The sequence below is a fragment of the Pirellulales bacterium genome (genome assembly GCA_035499655.1).
GTDB lineage: Bacteria > Planctomycetota > Planctomycetia > Pirellulales > JADZDJ01 > DATJYL01.
This window is the reverse complement of record DATJYL010000055.1, coordinates 1-17,049: the sequence shown is the minus strand read 5'-3', so window position 1 is coordinate 17,049 and position 17,049 is coordinate 1. Positions and strand designations below refer to the sequence as shown.

The following is a 17,049-nucleotide window of genomic DNA, read 5'->3' as shown; positions in this document are numbered from 1 at the left end:
AGGTTAGGAGTGAGTGGTGAGTGGTGGGTAGTGAATAAGTCAGGAAACGCCATGAAAAAACCCCCGGCGACTCGCCGGGGGCTAAATGCTTTCGGCGGGCCGAGCAAATTACTCCTTCTTGACTTCGAATTCGGCGTCGATGGCTTCTTCGTCGGCTTTTTTGCCGTCGCCGGCACCGGCGGAGCCCGTGGCGCCCGCACCGGCAGCGCCGGCGCCACCAGTCGACTCGTACAGCGTTTTGCTGAAGGCGTGGGAGGCCTGCTCCAACTGTTCGATGGCCGACTTCATGGTGTCGGGGTCGTCGCCCTTGATGGCGTCGTGGACTTTGCCCATGGCGCTTTCCAGGGCCGACTTGTCGGAATCTTTCAGCTTGCCGGTGTGTTCCTTGATGAGCTTTTCCAGTTGGAAGCACATCGACTCGCCTTGGTTGCGCAGCTCGGCCACTTGGCGTTTGCGTTTGTCTTCCTCGGCGTGCGATTCAGCCTCGCGAAGCTTGGTTTTGATTTCGTCTTCGGTCAGGCCGCCGGTTTTTTCGATGCGGACCTTGGCTTCCTTGCCCGTGCCGAGATCTCTGGCCGAGACGTTGAGGATGCCGTTGGCGTCGATGTCGAACTTGACTTCGATTTGCGGGAGGCCACGCGGCGCCGGCGGCAGACCTTCCAAGTTGAACTGCCCGAGCACGCGATTATCGCGGGCCATGGGACGTTCGCCCTGATAAACGCTGACGGTGACCGCGGTTTGGTTATCAGCGGCGGTGCTGAAGACCTGTTTTTTCTCGGTCGGGATGGTGGTGTTGCGTTCGACGAGCTTGGTGAAAATGCCGCCTTCGGTTTCGATGCCCAGGCTGAGGGGCGTGACGTCGAGGAGCAAAATGTCTTGCACTTCGCCGGCCAACACGCCGCCTTGAATGGCCGCGCCGACGGCGACGACTTCGTCGGGGTTGACGCCTTTGTGCGGCTCCTTGCCGAACATTTTTTGGACGAGTTCTTGCACTTTGGGAATGCGGGTGGAGCCGCCGACCAGCACGACTTCGTCAATATCTTTGGGCTCCATTTTGGCGTCCTTGAGCGCTTGCTGCACCGGGCCGCGGCAACGTTCGAAGAATTCATCTTCCAGTTGCTCGAACTTGGAGCGGGTGATGTTCATTTGCAAATGCTTGGGACCGTTGGCATCGGCGGTAATGAACGGCAGATTGATATCGGTGGAGTTGGCGGAGCTGAGCTCTTTTTTGGCTTTTTCGCAGGCTTCCTGCAGCCGCTGCAAAGCCATGGGGTCTTTGCGCAGATCGATGCCGTTTTCCTTTTTGAATTCGTCGGCCACGTAGTTGACCAGAACGCGGTCGAAATCGTCGCCGCCCAGGTGCGTATCGCCATTGGTGGAAATGACGCGGAACACGCCGTCGGCAACTTCCAGCACGGAAACGTCGAAGGTACCGCCGCCGAGATCGAAGACGACGATTTTTTCCTGGTTCTTTTTATCCAGGCCATAAGCCAGGGCCGCGGCGGTAGGCTCGTTGATGATGCGGGCCACTTCCAGGCCGGCAATTTGACCGGCATCTTTAGTGGCTTGCCGCTGGGCATCGTTGAAGTAGGCCGGCACGGTGATGACGGCCTTGTTGACTTTGTGGCCGAGGTAGGCTTCGGCGGCTTCTTTCAGTTTGCGAAGGATGCGCGCGGAAATATCGGGCGGGGTGTAGTCCTTGTCGCCGACTTTGACTTTGACGTACTCTTCAGGCGCACCGACGACTTGATAGGGGACGATTTTTTCTTCGGAAGCCACTTCGCTGTGGCGGCGGCCCATAAAGCGCTTGATGGAGTAGACCGTTTTCTTGGGGTTGGTAATAGCTTGACGCCGAGCCAGCTCGCCAACGAGCACATCGCCCTTGTCGGTGAAGGCCACGACGCTGGGCGTGAGCCGGTTGCCTTCCTGATTGGGAATGACCTTGGCATCTTTGCCTTCCATCACGGCCACGACCGAGTTAGTGGTGCCTAAATCGATTCCGATGATTTTTTCGCCAGTTGCCATGCATGGCTCCTTTGGATATTTGTCGATGACCCTGGGCAGCAACCCCGGGGATTTGTTTGTTTAGTACGTATTGCGAGGAATGTCTGCTTTTAAGCGGCACAGCCTGGAAAAGCAAAGGCCGTGCCGGGCTGGGTGGGCTGGCGGAACTCGGCGTAACCTACTTGCAAATATAGCCTTGTGAATGCGAAAGAATAGGCTTTGGCGGCCACATTTTTTGAGTCCTGGAAAGTGCTCGAACTGCCAAATTGACACTCGTGAAGTAGGCTTGTTCGGCATGGGTACGGGGGCGACACGACTGGATTACCCGCATTTCCCCGTTTGAATTTTTGACTTTTAGACAGTTACACCATATTCTCCAAAACTCCTCGCTGTATTCTCGTCAAACGCTAATCGCCCGCCCAATATGGCAAAAGCCAAACCATCGAACCGCGCTCGCAAAACACCTACGCGTCAGGCTAGAGCGGCGGCGCGCGCACCTGCGGCACAATTGCCGGCTTTGGCCGCGCTGCGGACGAAGATCGACCATATCGACCATAAACTTGTGGCGCTTATGAACGAGCGCGCTAGGTTGGCGCACAAGATCGGCAAAGTGAAGGAAGCCAATGGACAGCAGGCGTACGATCCGGTGCGGGAGTGCGAAGTTTTGGCGCGCGTGGCGCAACACAACAAGGGGCCGCTTTCGAATCAATGTTTGCAGGCCGTGTATCGGGAAGTAATCAGCGGTTCGCGCGCCTTGGAAAAGACGCTGCGGGTGGCACATTTGGGGCCGGTATACACATACAGCCACTTGGCGGCGATTCAGCGGTTTGGCAAGAGCGTGGATTACGTGCCTGTGGCGAGCATCGGCGCGGTGTTTGAAGAGGTGAATCGCGGGCATTGCGATTACGGCCTGGTGCCCATCGAAAACAGCACCGATGGGCGCATTGCCGACACGCTTGACAACTTCACGCGTCTGCCGGTCCACGTTTGCGGCGAAGTGAATTTGGCGATTCACCATTGCTTATTGGGCTTATGCCAACGGAGCGAAGTGCAGGAGGTGTACAGCCGGCCGCAGGCGCTTTCGCAATGCCGCAACTGGCTGAGCCGGCATTTACCGCAGGCCCGCAGCGTGGAAGTGACCAGCACCACCACGGCGGCCCAACTAGCGAAAGAGAAGCCCGGCGCGGCAGCCATTGCCAGCGTGCAAGCGGCTGTGCATTACGGCCTGAATTTGCTGGCCGAAAACATCGAAGATCAGCAAGGCAACGTCACTCGGTTTGCCGTGATTGGCCAGCATCCCGGTCCGCGCACGGGCAACGATAAGACGGCGTTGATGTTCGAAATTCAACACAAGTCAGGCTCGCTGGCCGACGCCCTGAATTTGTTCAAGCGCAACAAGCTGAATTTGACGTGGATTGAATCGTTCCCCATCTCGCGGCCCGAAGGGGGCTATCTGTTCTTTGTGGAAATGGAAGGCCACCAACTCGACAAGCGCGTGCAAAAAGCCACGCAGCTTCTGGCCCGGCGTGCCGTGCGACTGACGGTACTGGGTTCTTACGCCAAAGCTCCGCCGGCGGTGTAAGCCGGAACTGTTTGAACCAGTTCTAATTGAACCGCAGAGACGCGGAGAAGCAGAGTTTTTTCTGCCGTTGTTTCATTGCGCCTTTGCGCCTTGGCGTGAATTCTTTATTCTATTGCCTGCTCTGCGTCTCAGCGTCTCTGCGGTCAATTTGTATGGTTTCGACGGGAGTAGTTCATGCGTAAAAAGTTTATTGCTGGAAATTGGAAAATGAATTTGAACTGTGCCGGGGCGGTGGCCTTGGCGGAGGCGGTGGTGAAGCGGGCTGGGGAATTTCCCCAGGTCGAGGTGGCCCTGTGTCCGCCGTTTGTGTATTTGGAAGCGGTTCGCGGCGCGATCGGCAAAAGCAGCGTTGGGCTGGGCGCGCAGAATATGTTTCAGGAACCGAAAGGGGCGTTCACCGGCGAAATTAGCGCGGCCATGCTCGTCGATTGCGGCTGCAAGTACGTGATTTTGGGCCACAGCGAGCGGCGCGACATCTTGGGCGAATCGAACGCCGAGGTCAACCACAAGTTGACCGCCGCTTTGAAAGCCGGTCTTTCGCCAATAGTGTGTGTCGGCGAGCATTTGGATGAACGCGAGGGGGGGATGACATCGGCGGTGATACGCTCGCAGTTCGAAGGGAGCTTCGCCAACATTTCGGCCCAGCAAATGGAGAAAACGGTCATTGCTTATGAGCCCGTGTGGGCCATCGGCACGGGCAAAGTTGCCACGCCGGAGCAAGCGGAAGCGGTGCATGCCGATCTTCGCAAATTGATCGAAAGCCGGTACAATGAACAGGTTGCGTCGGCCGTGCGAATTCAATACGGCGGGAGCGTAAAACCCTCCAACGCCGGTGAGTTGATGGCACAGCCCAATATCGACGGCGCGCTGGTGGGCGGGGCCAGTCTGGTGGCTGAAGATTTTATCGGCATCATTGCAAGTTGTGGATCGTAACGCTGGGGACCGAATTTCGACCCGTGCCAATTGTCATTGCCAGCCGCGCAGGCCGGACGGCATGGCGCCGATTGCCACGGATCCATTGTCGCTTTCACCAAAGATCGGAAATTTATGAACGCCTTGCTTGGAATTTTGTTGCTGCTGACATCGATCTTTTTGATTCTGTTAATTTTGATTCAACGCGGCCGGGGCGGCGGTTTGGCCGGGGCCTTCGGCGGCATGGGGGGACAAAGCGCGTTCGGCACCAAGGCGGGCGATTTGTTTACCCGCGTGACGATTGGGGTGACATTTTTCTGGATTGTGCTGTGCATTGTCAGCGTGAAGGTGATGGGGAGCAATGCCAACCGGTTCAGCGGCGGGGCGGGGAGCCAGGGACCGCTGGAGAATAGTGGTCCTGCACTGCCATCCGGCCAAGCGCCGTCAAGTGGGGCAGGCACCGCGCCTGGAACAAGCGAAGGCGGGGCGACAACGCCAACTGCAAATACTGGTGCTTCGGGCGCTGGGTCTACGGAAGGCGCGGCCACGCCGCCAGCGGCAGGAAGCGAAAACAAAGGAGCGGGACCCGTGAGCGGAGTCGATCAAAACAGCGGGGGAGCCCCGCCTGTCGCGCCGCCGGCTGCGGGCAATGAATCCAGCAAGTCGTCCAAGTGAACTTCTGGAGTTGCACGTGCTGCTAAGCATGACGGGTTTTGGCGAATCGCACCAACAGGCCAACGGGCTGGCCGTGGTGATTGAGGTGCGCACGATCAACAATCGGTACTTCAAGTTCTCGATGCGCGCGGGAGAAGGGTACTCGGCGTTGGAATCGCGGGTGGAAGCAGTGGTGCGCGAGCATATTAAGCGCGGCACCGTGCAAGTGAACTTGCAGGTGGACCGGAGCTCGTCGCCGGACGATTATTCCATCAACGTGGGCGTGTTGGAAAATTATCGGCAACAAATTCAAAAACTGCAAAGCCGAACGGGCAACCAGCAGGAAGTGCCGCTGGAGAATTTTTTGTTGTTGCCGGGCGTGGTGAAAGAGCGGCTCTCCGATCCGAGCTTGGCCGAGGCCGATTGGCCGGTGATCGAAACGACCTTGCAAGCGGCCCTGGGCCACTTGGCTAAAATGCGGCGCGATGAAGGGCAGGCCATGGCTGCCGATTTAAGTGCGAACTGCCGAACCATCGCGGCGGAGCTGAAGCAGATTGCAGTCCGCGCGCCATCGGTGGTCGATGCCTACCGCGTGCGGTTGGAGGAGCGCGTGCGAAATGTGCTGGAAGAGCACAAGCTGGCGCTGAATGCCTCGGATTTAGTTCGCGAAATCGCCATCTATACGGAACGGAGCAACATTGCCGAGGAAATGGTGAGGCTGGAAAGCCACTTGCAGCAATTCGAGCAGATTATGTCCAGCCCGGAAAGCGCCGGCCGGAAACTGGAGTTTTTAACGCAGGAAATGCTGCGCGAAGTGAACACGATCGGATCGAAAAGCACGGACGTGGAAATCGCCCGCCACGTGATCGAAATGAAAGCGTCGATCGAGCGGCTGCGGGAAATGATTCAAAATGTTGAATGAACAATCACCGAATCCCAATGACCAATGAGCATGTCCGACAGATTATTATTGGTCCTTCGCGCTTGGTCATTGGTCATTTGCTGAAATCAACCGATTAGCATCTATCGGAATGTCGCCCACAACTTCCACTGGCCGCGTGATTGTGATTTCCGGGCCATCCGGGGCGGGTAAGACCACGCTATTACGGCAACTGCTGGCGCGCTGCGACCGGTTGGTGCCGAGCGTTTCGGCCACGACCCGGACGCCGCGACAAGGGGAAGTGGATGGACGTGATTATCATTTTTTAACGAAACAGGAGTTTGAGCGCCGGCGGCGGCAGGGGGAGTTCCTGGAATGTGCCGAAGTGTTTGGTAGCGGCGATTGGTACGGCACGCTGAAAGATGAAGTTGCCCCTCGACTTGCGGCGGGAAAGTGGGTAGTCTTAGAAATAGACGTGCAAGGCACGCAAACCATTGTCCGGATGTACCCGGATGCGGTCACGATATTTGTGCGTCCGGAAACGCTGGAAGAGTTGGAGCGGCGGTTGAGAAACCGCGGGACAGAATCCGCCGCCGCGATTGAACTACGCCTGGCCGTGGCCCGGCGTGAACTGGCCTCGGCCGACATGTATCGCTACCAGGTTACGAACCAAACCGTCGAGCGAGCGGTGGAAGAGATTTTGAATATTTTGGGTCACTCGGAGGATCGAACGAATGCTTGAAGAACTGAAGGAAGAGAAAATTGTGAACAAAGTGGGGGGACGATTCAAACTTTCCACGCTCATCCAAAAACGGCTGGTGGCGTTGAACGGGGGCAGCCGTCCGCTGGTCGATTTGCAGACCGAAAATAAATTGGAAATTGTGGTCCGCGAAATCATGGAAGACAAAATCTATTTGGACGCCGAAAGCAAGCTGCGCGTTACCGGCGAGGAAGCAGAAGGCGCCGGCGGGCCGCCGGAGCTGGATCTGGCCGATTTGTAGTTTTTTGCGGCGGTCATTTTTCACCGCAGAGACGCTGAGACGCAGAGTGAATCGTCAAGTGTATAATATTGAAAGACGAATCGCAAATTTGCTTGGCAATTCAAAAGGGTTGTTTAAATTTCTCCGCGTGAGTCGCTAGTGGCTTTGTCAGCTCTGCGTCTCCGCGCCTCTGCGGTTCAATCAGGCGATCTCATGCAAGGCCGTGAATTGCTGATCGGCGTGACGGGTGGAATTGCGGCCTACAAAACGGCAGCCTTGGTCAGCCAGTTGGTGCAGGCCGGGGCGGGGGTCACGGTGGTGCTGACCGAAGCGGCCCAGGCATTTATCGGTCCTGCCACTTTCGAAGCGCTCACGGGCCGGCCGGTACCGCGCGGTATGTTTGGCGACCCTGATTATCCATTGGGGGCGCATATCGAATTGGCCCGCCGCGCCGAAGTGATGTGCGTAGCGCCGGGCACCGCGAATTTTCTGGCGAAAGCCGCGGTGGGCTTGGCCGATGATTTGCTGAGCACGCTGTATTTGGCGTTCAAGGGTCCGGTCATTGTCGCGCCGGCCATGAATGCGGAAATGTGGACGAAACCGGCGGTACAGCGCGGCGTAGCACAATTGCTGGCCGATGGGGTGACCATTGTCGATCCGGAAGAGGGCTGGCTGAGTTGCCGCGACCAAGGCGTGGGCCGGATGGCCGCGCCGGAAAGAATTCGAGGGGCGATCGAAGCAGCGTTGAAAAAAACCGCTGCAAAATAAACACAAAGCCGCGACCGTTGGTCGCGCCGAAGTGCCAAAACGTTTTTACATCTATCGATGGTGCAGCGCGACCGACAGTCGCGGCTTGATTAAAGCAAATGGCTTTATAAAAACCGATGGCGCGCATTCTGATTACTTCCGGTCCGACGCGGCAGCACTTGGATCCGGTCCGTTATCTCACGAATGCATCTAGCGGACGGATGGGGCAGGCGCTGGCCCAAGCAGCCGTGGACGCAGGGCATGAAGTGATGATTGTTTCCGGTCCGGTCGAAGTTTCTTATCCGCCACAGTGTGAAGTCTTGCCGGTCGTTTCGACCGAAGAGATGCTGGCCACCTGTCAAAAAGTATTTCCCCAATGCGATGGGCTGATCGGCGTGGCGGCTCCCAGCGATTATCGGCCGGTGAAAGTCGAGGAGCACAAAATCAAAAAGACGGGGGAGCCGCTGGTGCTGCATTTGGTGGAAACGCCCGACATCGTGGCAACGCTGGCCGTCAGTAAACGGCCCCGGCAATGGGTCGTGGGCTTCGCACTGGAAACGGAAGATCAGCGGTTTCGGGCGATTACAAAAATGCAGAAAAAAAGTTGCGATTTGATGGTTCTCAACGGCCCGCAAGCAATTAGCGCGCTGGAAAACTCGGTCGAGGTTTTGGACCGCTCCGGCGAAATCGTCGCCACGGTTTCAGGAGCAAAGGAAGATGTAGCACGCAAGCTTTTTCAATTAATCGCGAACCGGCTAATTAAAGCCACCAACCTTATTTAGCCCCGGGTCAATGACCCGGGGCAATGCGCTCTCTGCAATATTGCAATTCCCCTTGGCGTGCCATCGGGCGTGGTTATACTTTGACGATTCGGGCTGACGCGCGAACCGCCGCACCGGGTCATACCTCTTACAAAAAACTCTTGAAATTGAGCCGCCATTTCTGCCATAATGCGCCGTAAGTGAACAAACGATCACAAGAATTCTACTGCCGTCGCGCCAAACCCAATACACCGCCCATGTCACCGTTTCCATCCGTTTTCTGATCCGTTTTCGTCCGTTTTTCACCTTTTTTACCGTTTTTTCAAGCTCGCAATTTTTCACTCATCATGGTTCGCGTCGCAATTTTGGGTGCAACGGGTTACACAGCTTTGGAGCTGATCAAGCTGCTGCTGCGCCATCCGGAGGTGGAAATCACCACGCTCACCAGCCGGCAGGAGGGAAGTCCGCACATTGGGGCGGTGCATCCGTCGCTGTGGGGCCGGTTAGATTTGAAGCTGGAAGAACGGAGTCCGGCGGCGGTCACGGCCCGGGCCGATTGCGTGTTCAGTTGTCTGCCGCACGGCGTGACAGCCTCACTGGTTCCGCAGTTGCTGGAGGGCAAAGTGAAAGTGATCGACTTCAGCGCCGATTATCGGTTGGACGACAATGCGACGTTTGAGCAATGGTACGGCGAAAAACATCCCGACGCGGGCCGGTTGGGCAAAGTGGTGTACGGGTTGCCTGAGTTATTTCGGGAGGAAATTGTTAAGGCTCAATTGGTGGCGAACCCGGGGTGTTATCCGACATCTGCCATTTTGCCGCTGGCGCCGCTGGTGAAGGCCGGGCTGATCGAGACCAGCGACATTATTGTCGACAGCAAAAGCGGCGTTTCCGGAGCCGGCCGGGTTCCCAAGCTGACGACGCACTTTCCGGAGTGCAACGAAAGCGTATCGGCTTACAACGTAGGACGACACCGGCACACACCGGAGATTGAGCAGATTGTGCGGCGCGGCGCCGGGAAGGAAATTCAGATTGTCTTCACGCCGCACTTGATTCCGATGGACCGCGGCATTTTGACCACGACTTATTCCAAGCCGGTCGGCAACGTGACCGAACCACAACTGTTGTCGGCGCTGCGGGAATTTTACGCTGACGAGCCGTTTGTGCGCGTCGTGGAGCATTTGCCAGGCACGAAAGACACGACTGACACGAACTTTTGCGACATGACCGTGCGGCTAGTGCAGGGCCGGGTGGTAACGATCAGTTGCCTGGATAACATGATCAAAGGGGCCAGCGGCGCGGCCGTGCAAAACTTAAATTTATTGTTCGGCTTTCCGGAAACGACGGCGTTGTTGTGATTTTGACAGTTGTGAGTTGTCCGTTGTCAGTTGCATCGTTTTTCCACTACCGACTGGGCACGACAAAGCAAAACATAGCAGCGCGACCAACGGTCGCGGCTTTATCAACTACGGCGACATACGATCATGGCCTTTGTTATTCCTCAAGGTTTTAGTGCGGCGGGGGTGCATGCGGGCATTAAGCGCAATCCGACACGGCAGGATGTGGCGCTGGTGGTGTCAAATCGTCCGGCGGCGGCGGCGGGGGTGTACACAAAGAATTTGGTTTACGCCGCGCCGGTGGCGTTTGATCGCCGGTTGACGCCCGGCGATGGTTTTCGGGCCGTGGTCATCAATTCCGGCAATGCCAACGCCTGCACCGGAGATCGCGGGCTGAGCGACGCGGCGGAAATGGCTCGCTTGGCCGCTAGTACCTGCGGCGCTGAACCGAAGCAGGCGCTGGTGCTTTCGACGGGGATTATCGGCGAATTCATGCCGATGGAGAAAATTGCCGCCGGGATCAAAGCCTGCGCCAAAGACTTGGCGCCCGAGGAAGCGGGATTTATCGCGGCGGCCCGCGGGATGATGACAACAGATACCGTGCATAAGCTGCACAGTGCGACGGTGACGGTGGGGCAGCGAGGGTTTCACATCGCGGGCATGTGCAAAGGAGCGGCAATGATTGCTCCAAACATGGGGACGATGCTGGGATTGGTGCTGACCGACGCTCCCGTAGCCGCCCGTGATTTGCAACGGATGCTGAACGAAGTTGTGGACGATACGTTCAACTGCATTAGCGTCGACGGGCACATGAGCACCAACGACACGGTGCTGCTTCTGGCAAACGGGGCGGCCGGGGGCGAAAAGCTGTCCGGCGACGGGTTGGTGCAAATTCAAAACGCCTTGCACGAAGTGTGCGCGGAGCTGGCCAGATCGATTCCCGCCGACGGCGAAGGAGCGACGCACCTGGTGTGCATCGACGTGAAAGGTTGCGCCACGGCGGGGGCAGCGCGGCAAATTGCGAAATCGGTGGCTGACAGTCCGCTGGTGAAAACGGCCATTCACGGGGCTGATCCGAATTGGGGGCGAATTGTTTCTGCGGCGGGTTACGCCGGCGTGCCGTTTAATCCGTCGGGAGTGAACCTGGACGTGAACGGTTTCATATTGTACAAGGATGGCGCGCCGGCCGCGTTCAGCGCCGAGCAGGTTTCCAGCAGCATCAAGACACATCGCGAAACGAGCATTGTGCTTTCGTTTCGAGAAGGCAACGCCAGCGCGCGGTTTTGGACCGCAGATCTGACGGCCGAATATGTGCGGCTGAACGCGGATTATCATACGTGAAGCGGCTTGAAACCAGCGGTTAGCCAATTCGCAATTGGCCGTCAGCAATTGTCTGAGGCTGTTCGTGGCGGCTACCGCCGGCAACGTGCATCATCGCCGGGTCGATTGGCCGGCTTGACAAATCTGCGGGCCACCGATAGGAAAGGCTGGATGGGTCGGGGCCGGGGTGATGCGGCTGCGTGCAAAGCGAGGATGAATTTGGCAGCCGTTGCGTTAACTTTTGGAGAAAGTGCCATGCGGTCGGCAGGCGTTTTTGTTCGTTGGGAGGGAGTGTTGACGGAGAAGCGGTTGGTTTTGGGCGGCGTCGGCGGTGGGCGGTGGCATCTGGCGGGGTATGAAACGTCGCCCCGGGCGGAAGACGAGGAAGAGAAAAAGGAAGACGATACTTCAGATGATGAGGGAACCGACCGCGACGACGATGATTTGGACGACGACGGGTTGATGGACGACGCCCCGCTGGTCGAGGAAGAAGAATGGGACGAGGATGACTTCGATGATGATTTCGACGATGACTTTGAAGAAGAGTTTGACGAGGACGACGACTTGGATTTAGACGATGAGGAGGAGGAAGAAGAAGCCGGGGACGAAGTAGACGATTTTGAGGACGCGTGAGCGACGGGAACGGGTCGGCAGGTTGGTCGGTCGATAGTTGGCAACAGGGGGTGTGTACCGAGGGATGAGCGAAATCTATCGCTTAAGATGAGTTCACAACCCCATGACCCCCGGCGAAGAAAATCCCTCACCGCAGCGTGATTCTTCCAATCTCGAGGCCTCTTCTTCGAACGCGGCCTCGGTGGTTCATTGTACGACGAGCGGGTGGATTGGAAATCTGGACCAAGCCGGTTTCGAAGTGGCGTTTTACGAGCGCATTTTGCAGCGGCAGCCCCACGACGTGCGGGTGCTGAAACTGTTGGGCGAGTTGTACGCTCGACAGGGGCGGCACGATTTGGCGCTGGTGATCGATCAACAACTGGCGGGGTTGCTTCCCGACGACAGCCTTGTGCGGTACAACCTGGCTTGCAGCCTGGCCATGCAAGATGCGCCGGACGCAGCATTGGTGGCCCTGGCCAGCGCGCTGGAGTTAGGCTACAACGACTTTAGTCATTTGGAAGTCGACCCCGATTTGAATCGGCTCCGTGGGTTGCCGGAATTTCAGGCGCTGTTGCGGAAATATGGGTTGGACGGCTGAGAGGTCGTCGGCGCCGGTTCCGTCAAAACGCCAGCGTGATTGCTTTTCCACTCGCTCCGCTAGCGCGTCGCGGCTAAACATTCCATGCTTGAGTTGTACCATCAAATTCAGGAAGCGGTGACGGCCATTGGCAAGAAATGGTCGGGACGGCCGCAGGCGGGCATTATTTTGGGGACGGGCTTGGGGGCCTTGGCGCGCGAGATCGAAGCCGAGGCGACCATTCCGTACGCAGAGATTCCGCACTTTCCGCAATCGACGGCCATTAGCCACGCCGGTGTGTTGGTGTGCGGGCGACTGGCGGGGGCGCCAGTGGTAGCGATGGAAGGCCGCGTGCATTCGTACGAAGCGCAGCCACACCAAAAAATTACCTTCCCTGTGCGGGTGATGAAATTTTTAGGGGCCGATTTGCTGATCGTCTCCAATGCCTGCGGCGGCATGAATCCGCAATACCGCGTCGGCGACGTGATGGTCATCGACGATCACATTAATTTGATGGGGGGCAATCCGCTGATCGGCGTCAACGACGATCGGCTGGGTCCGCGCTTTCCGGACATGAGCCGGGCTTACACGCCGGAATTGGTCGAGCGGGCGCTGGAAGTGGCCCGGCGCGAAAATTTTGTGGCCCATCGGGGCGTGTTTGTGGCGGTAAGCGGGCCGAATTTGGAAACGCGGGCCGAGTATCGTTTTTTGCGAACCATTGGGGCCGATTGCGTGGGGATGTCGACCGTGCCGGAATGCATTGTGGCCGTACACAGCGGGATGCGGGTATTGGGTTTGTCGGCGATTACCGACATGTGCTTTCCGGATACATTGAAACCGGTCGAGATCAAAGAAATTCTGCACGCCGCTTCGATTGCCGAACCCAAGCTGCGGAAAATTGTGCTGGGGGTGCTGGAGCAAGAAACCTAAAGGCGCCAGCTTTACGGCCGCTCAACACCAGCCCTACCACGGCCAGGCTCGCCAGCATTGCGGTCGGTGGTTCAGGCACTGCACTCAGCGAACTGGAACCGCTGCTCCCGCCGCTACTGGCGCCGTCTAGCAGCTTCATCAGCGCCAATTCGTCGGAAAAATTTACAGTTCCGTCGCCGTTGACGTCGCCCAGTTGTTCCCAAGCCGCGTCGGACAAATCGTGGGCTGCCTCGAAGCTAGAGATGTTTTGGAACGCATTGAGCATGGCTTGTAAGTCGGCGCTGGTTAGTTTGCCGTCGAAGTTAAAATCGCCGGCCAGGTAAAGTTTGCTGCCGGTCAAAAGATTCATGAGATATTTCAGGTCGGCTTCGTTCACCACGCCATCGCGGTTGACGTCGGCCAGGTCGAGCCAGTCGGCGTTGGACAAGTGGTGGGCCGCTTCGAAGGCGGGGATATTTTTGAAGGCGTTGAGCATGGCTTGGGTGTCGGCGTTGGTTAGCTTGCCATCGAGGTTGAAATCGCCGGCGATGTGGAAGGCGCTGTTCAATTGCAAGCCGAGGGCGCCGGCAGCCTCGTCGAACGTCAGCCAGTCAAACGCACCGGGTGCAAAGCCGCCGATGCTTAAATCATCGATATCGCCCGACAAGTTCAGGCTTCCGACCAAAAAATTCACTCCCAGGTCGCCGTCCAGCGTGATCGATTGCGACCCTTTCGTAGCAGTAATGTTTTGCACCAACACCGGCGGGCCCAGCACGTCTTGCTGGCCGCCGGCCGTGCGTGTGCCGGCGAAGCGGATATTCCGGGGATCGGTCCAGTAGCTGGGGTTGGCTTCCTGGGTGGGAATGATGAGCGAATCGAGATAAAACCCGGCCACGGTCACATCGCCGCCGATGCCGCCGACCGATTCTTGAAATTGATTGGTTAACAGCGTGCCCGGCGCCGACGGATTGGCGGGATTAAAAATCTCCAGCTCTGGATCGTCGGTTCCTTCGGTTCCGCTGCGATAGCGCACATGCAGTTTGGCGGCCAAGTTTTCCGAAATGAACGAGGAGCCCGCTCCCGTGTCGAACAGGAAACTACCGGTGGTGGCCAGCGTGTCCATCTTGGCGGGATTGGCCGTATCGGGCACTTCGAATGTAATGCGCACCGGCGGGGTGTGATCGGTTCCAGCCGGCGCTAAAGGATTGGGCCCAATGAACGGATTGTGCGCCAGTGTCGGTCCGGGAGCGCCGCCCGGCGCTATCGTGGTGAAGCCGGTGAAATCGGCGTAACTCAGCTTCACGTGCAAATTCGTGGTGGGAATGCCGGGATCGGTGTTGATTGTGCTGGGACGAAAAGGTGTGCCGGAGTTGTACACATAGGTTTTTAACGACAAATCATCCAGCGCCGTCGGATTTGTCAGTAGATAATCCAGCGGATCGGTCCCCGGCGCCGGATTTGCTAACTGCGTCATCACCCCGTTGCTGCTGCGAGCATCGACCACCATCACTTTGCCCGCCAAGGCCGGCATGCCCACCACGTCGATATCTTCCAAAAACGAATCGTCCAAATCGCCGGTCAACGTATCGTTGCCGGTATCGGCCGGCCCGATTTCTAATCGCAAACTTGTTTGGGTTCCCCCACTGGTCACGGGCAGATAGCCGGCGGCATTTTCCGTATTGGTGGTTGGCGTATAAGGAGCGACACCGGCATACAGCGGCAGCGAGACATTAAAGACCGCGGTCCCGCCGACGCCGATGTCGTTGAAAGTGACGGTTTGCCCGTTGTAAGTGGAATTCGCCAGTCCCCAAGCTTGGGCCGTGGCCGTGCTGATGAGTAGGCCGCTAGAGCCTGTATCAAGATAGGCCTGAATGCCGATGGTCGGCACGGTTCCAAACGGGTCGCTTGGGTCGGGATCTTCCGTTTGCCCTTCAATCGGCGTGCCGCCTGCCGAATTGCTCAGCGACATGTATACCTGCGGCTGATCGATGGCCGCTGATTGCGCCAATCCCATCAAATCGACCGCCCGGGCAGAGTGGGGACCATCCAGCAGGCACGCGCAGATCGTCGCTGCCAAAATCGCGCAGCGCCGTATTTTATCTGCGATTCGCTGAGCCCGCCGGGGCGAACTTCGCCGCCATGGCTGTGTCCCACGATCAATCAGCATCCGCGCTCCCACTGCTGGACCCCTTAGCATTCCGTTATAGTCCAAACTGTCCAAATGTGCCAGCGCGGCGTGGGAAACTATCGGTCCCGTCACACTGTCTCGCAGAATGCTCCCGTAGTCGCCTCGCAGCGCGACTGTTAAACTGTTCTCTCGTTTCTACGCACCTGCGGTTCATCACACGCCCATGTTTCAACCGGTTGAATCGAACGTCAATTTCCCGAAGCTGGAGGAGGAAATCCTCCGCTTTTGGCGCGAAGCGGGCATTTACGAAAAATCGCTGCAGCGGCGGCGGGCCGAAAATGCCGAGCGAAAAGCGCGAGGCGAGCCGGAGCGAAAGTTCGTCTTTTATGAAGGCCCACCCACGGCCAATGGCATGCCGCACCCGGGCCACTGCCTGACCCGGGCCATCAAAGACTTGTTCCCGCGCTACCGCACTATGCGCGGCTATCTGTGCGAACGCAAAGCGGGTTGGGACACGCACGGCCTGCCCGTCGAGGTCGAAGTTTGCAAAGAACTGGGCATTCACTCCAAGGAAGAGATCGAAAATTACAAAAGCAAAACCGGCGGGCCCGACGGCATCGAAGGCTTCATCCAACTCTGCCAGCAAAGCGTGTGGCGGTACATGCAAGAGTGGCGGCGGATGACTGAACGCATCGGCTTTTGGGTCAATCTCGACAAGGCGTATGTCACCTACCACCAAAGCTATGTCGAAAGCGTCTGGTGGAGCCTGAAGCAACTGTTCGACCGTGGGCTGTTATACCAGGGGTACAAAATCGTCTGGTGGTGGGCCCAAGGGGGCACCTCCCTTTCCGCCGGCGAAGTCGGCCTGGGCTACCGCGAAGTGGCCGACCCCAGTGTGTATGTGAAGTTTCCGCTGGTAAGTGACGAATTGGTACCTGATCCAAAAATTCGAAAACTCGGCCTTGGACCAGATACCAATTTTCTAATTTGGACAACCACCCCATGGACACTGCCGAGTAATCAATTCGCTGCGGTAAATCCAAATTTAGAATACTCAGTTGTGATAGTGGATGAGGCGGCCGCAAGTTCGGCGCCTGTCAGCGACCAAGCCGTAGCTGTTTCCGCTCCTTATAGAGTGATTGTTGCTTCTTCGCTTGTTGAAACGATAGCTTCTAAAAAGAAATTAGATTTCAAAATCGAGAAAACCCTCAAGGGTGAAGACCTGTTGGGGCTACGGTTCCGGCCTCCGTTTGATGGATATTATGGAACAATGTCGCAATTGGTCGGTAATCTCCGAAATACAGCAGAATCTGAGTATCTTTATTGGCGTGTTGTGCCGGCTGATTTTGTGACCATCGATTCTGGCACCGGTATCGTTCATATTGCGCCCGCGTTTGGTGAAGACGACTTTGGAATTCTTGTGAGTGAACGGCAAAGGTTTGCTCCGGATGAGACGCTCGAATTATTCTGTGCTGTTAATCCAGATGGCACATTTAACGCTGACGCGACAAAGCGATATCACACGCGTTGGGTCAAAGATTGCGACAAGGACATCATTCACGATCTAAAAAATCGCGGCCTCTTGTTTCATCGTGAAGAATATCGGCACGAATATCCGTTCTGCTGGCGGGCTGAGGAAGATCCGC

16 protein-coding genes are annotated in these 17,049 nt (G+C 57.3%); 14 read left to right on the top strand and 2 right to left on the bottom strand.

The window, feature by feature from the left end:
- Positions 1 to 108 precede the first annotated feature (108 nt).
- Positions 109 to 2,025 (bottom strand): molecular chaperone DnaK, encoded by a 1,917-nt coding sequence (dnaK, locus tag VMJ32_03685; GenBank protein ID HTQ38101.1) that lies wholly within the window; start codon positions 2,023 to 2,025, stop codon positions 109 to 111.
- A gap of 403 nt (positions 2,026 to 2,428) precedes the next feature.
- Here dnaK and pheA point away from each other — a divergent pair, with 403 nt between their 5' ends.
- The 13 genes from pheA to VMJ32_03620 all read left to right on the top strand — a co-directional run bounded on the left by pheA (position 2,429) and on the right by VMJ32_03620 (position 13,296).
- Complete coding sequence (gene pheA, locus VMJ32_03680; GenBank protein HTQ38100.1) at positions 2,429 to 3,586, top strand: prephenate dehydratase; 1,158 nt, start codon at positions 2,429 to 2,431, stop codon at positions 3,584 to 3,586.
- A 174-nt stretch (positions 3,587 to 3,760) separates the two neighbouring features.
- Complete coding sequence (gene tpiA, locus VMJ32_03675) at positions 3,761 to 4,519, top strand: triose-phosphate isomerase (GenBank protein HTQ38099.1); 759 nt, start codon at positions 3,761 to 3,763, stop codon at positions 4,517 to 4,519.
- Positions 4,520 to 4,633: 114 nt separating this feature from the next.
- The gene (gene secG, locus VMJ32_03670; protein HTQ38098.1) at positions 4,634 to 5,173 is read left to right on the top strand and encodes a preprotein translocase subunit SecG; all 540 of its coding nucleotides are present in this window, start codon (positions 4,634 to 4,636) and stop codon (positions 5,171 to 5,173) included.
- Between the two features lie 16 nt (positions 5,174 to 5,189).
- On the top strand, positions 5,190 to 6,074 hold the full coding sequence (locus VMJ32_03665) for a YicC/YloC family endoribonuclease (protein ID HTQ38097.1): 885 nt from the start codon (positions 5,190 to 5,192) through the stop codon (positions 6,072 to 6,074).
- A 109-nt stretch (positions 6,075 to 6,183) separates the two neighbouring features.
- Positions 6,184 to 6,774, top strand: coding sequence for a guanylate kinase (gene gmk / locus VMJ32_03660; GenBank protein HTQ38096.1), 591 nt, complete (start codon positions 6,184 to 6,186; stop codon positions 6,772 to 6,774).
- Positions 6,767 to 7,033 carry a DNA-directed RNA polymerase subunit omega gene (locus VMJ32_03655; GenBank protein ID HTQ38095.1) on the top strand — a complete coding sequence of 89 codons (267 nt, stop codon included), beginning with the start codon at positions 6,767 to 6,769 and terminating at the stop codon, positions 7,031 to 7,033. The genes gmk and VMJ32_03655 overlap by 8 nt, the downstream gene beginning before the upstream one ends.
- Positions 7,034 to 7,225: 192 nt before the next feature.
- Positions 7,226 to 7,780: a flavoprotein gene (locus VMJ32_03650; protein HTQ38094.1), complete on the top strand. Its 555-nt coding sequence runs from the start codon at positions 7,226 to 7,228 to the stop codon at positions 7,778 to 7,780.
- 116 nt (positions 7,781 to 7,896) lie between these two features.
- Positions 7,897 to 8,541, top strand: coding sequence for a phosphopantothenoylcysteine decarboxylase (locus VMJ32_03645; protein HTQ38093.1), 645 nt, complete (start codon positions 7,897 to 7,899; stop codon positions 8,539 to 8,541).
- A 326-nt stretch (positions 8,542 to 8,867) separates the two neighbouring features.
- Positions 8,868 to 9,878 (top strand): N-acetyl-gamma-glutamyl-phosphate reductase, encoded by a 1,011-nt coding sequence (gene argC, locus VMJ32_03640; protein ID HTQ38092.1) that lies wholly within the window; start codon positions 8,868 to 8,870, stop codon positions 9,876 to 9,878.
- A gap of 126 nt (positions 9,879 to 10,004) precedes the next feature.
- Positions 10,005 to 11,198, top strand: coding sequence for a bifunctional glutamate N-acetyltransferase/amino-acid acetyltransferase ArgJ (gene argJ, locus VMJ32_03635; GenBank protein HTQ38091.1), 1,194 nt, complete (start codon positions 10,005 to 10,007; stop codon positions 11,196 to 11,198).
- A 234-nt stretch (positions 11,199 to 11,432) separates the two neighbouring features.
- Positions 11,433 to 11,810 (top strand): hypothetical protein, encoded by a 378-nt coding sequence (locus VMJ32_03630; GenBank protein ID HTQ38090.1) that lies wholly within the window; start codon positions 11,433 to 11,435, stop codon positions 11,808 to 11,810.
- A 103-nt stretch (positions 11,811 to 11,913) separates the two neighbouring features.
- A complete protein-coding gene (locus VMJ32_03625) occupies positions 11,914 to 12,387 on the top strand; it encodes a tetratricopeptide repeat protein (protein ID HTQ38089.1) in 474 nt (157 codons plus the stop codon).
- A gap of 84 nt (positions 12,388 to 12,471) precedes the next feature.
- Positions 12,472 to 13,296, top strand: a complete 825-nt coding sequence (locus VMJ32_03620) for a purine-nucleoside phosphorylase (protein ID HTQ38088.1) — start codon at positions 12,472 to 12,474, stop codon at positions 13,294 to 13,296.
- On the opposite strand, the gene VMJ32_03615 is transcribed toward VMJ32_03620, so the two are convergent.
- The gene (locus VMJ32_03615; GenBank protein ID HTQ38087.1) at positions 13,214 to 15,352 is read right to left on the bottom strand and encodes a dockerin type I domain-containing protein; all 2,139 of its coding nucleotides are present in this window, start codon (positions 15,350 to 15,352) and stop codon (positions 13,214 to 13,216) included. The genes VMJ32_03620 and VMJ32_03615 overlap by 83 nt on opposite strands.
- A gap of 274 nt (positions 15,353 to 15,626) precedes the next feature.
- Here VMJ32_03615 and VMJ32_03610 point away from each other — a divergent pair.
- Positions 15,627 to 17,049, top strand: a 1,423-nt coding sequence (locus VMJ32_03610; protein HTQ38086.1) for a class I tRNA ligase family protein, incomplete at its 3' end; no start/stop codon positions are given.

Excerpts from the sequence above, each read along its gene's own strand:
- dnaK (HTQ38101.1), bottom strand. The coding sequence starts at position 2,025 with ATGGCAACTGGCGAAAAAATCATCGGAATCGATTTAGGCACCACTAAC.
- pheA (HTQ38100.1), top strand. The coding sequence starts at position 2,429 with ATGGCAAAAGCCAAACCATCGAACCGCGCTCGCAAAACACCTACGCGT.
- tpiA (HTQ38099.1), top strand. The coding sequence starts at position 3,761 with ATGCGTAAAAAGTTTATTGCTGGAAATTGGAAAATGAATTTGAACTGT.
- secG (HTQ38098.1), top strand. The coding sequence starts at position 4,634 with ATGAACGCCTTGCTTGGAATTTTGTTGCTGCTGACATCGATCTTTTTG.
- gmk (HTQ38096.1), top strand. The coding sequence starts at position 6,184 with ATGTCGCCCACAACTTCCACTGGCCGCGTGATTGTGATTTCCGGGCCA.
- VMJ32_03655 (HTQ38095.1), top strand. The coding sequence starts at position 6,767 with ATGCTTGAAGAACTGAAGGAAGAGAAAATTGTGAACAAAGTGGGGGGA.
- VMJ32_03650 (HTQ38094.1), top strand. The coding sequence starts at position 7,226 with ATGCAAGGCCGTGAATTGCTGATCGGCGTGACGGGTGGAATTGCGGCC.
- VMJ32_03645 (HTQ38093.1), top strand. The coding sequence starts at position 7,897 with ATGGCGCGCATTCTGATTACTTCCGGTCCGACGCGGCAGCACTTGGAT.
- argC (HTQ38092.1), top strand. The coding sequence starts at position 8,868 with ATGGTTCGCGTCGCAATTTTGGGTGCAACGGGTTACACAGCTTTGGAG.
- argJ (HTQ38091.1), top strand. The coding sequence starts at position 10,005 with ATGGCCTTTGTTATTCCTCAAGGTTTTAGTGCGGCGGGGGTGCATGCG.
- VMJ32_03630 (HTQ38090.1), top strand. The coding sequence starts at position 11,433 with ATGCGGTCGGCAGGCGTTTTTGTTCGTTGGGAGGGAGTGTTGACGGAG.
- VMJ32_03625 (HTQ38089.1), top strand. The coding sequence starts at position 11,914 with ATGACCCCCGGCGAAGAAAATCCCTCACCGCAGCGTGATTCTTCCAAT.
- VMJ32_03620 (HTQ38088.1), top strand. The coding sequence starts at position 12,472 with ATGCTTGAGTTGTACCATCAAATTCAGGAAGCGGTGACGGCCATTGGC.